The 233-nt window shown below is 65.2% G+C and carries 1 protein-coding gene; it reads left to right on the forward strand.

Annotated features, from left to right (window positions below; genetic code table 11):
• Positions 1 to 233, forward strand: a 233-nt coding sequence (locus ACZ3HH_RS31210; protein ID WP_465810610.1) for a hypothetical protein, incomplete at both ends; no start/stop codon positions are given.

A 233-nucleotide genomic window follows, 5' to 3' on the forward strand; every position in this document is an offset into this window, starting at 1 on the left:
CTGACCCCATCCTCGCCGCAGTGCAGCGCGTACTCGACACCGCCGGTCGGCACCGGGACCACCAATCACTTCCAGGACTGCCGTAACGACGCGTTGTTTGGCCGCGTTGGGGCCGTCGCCGGCGGGTTCGAGGCCTATTACCGCTACATGCTCGTGATGGGGATCAACACACAAGAGCGCGGCCAGGGCTCGATCGGGTCGTTCATCACGAGACCGTCCGCCTCCAACGGTGT

The organism is Pseudomonas sp. PME37.24/025 (genome assembly GCF_055556615.1).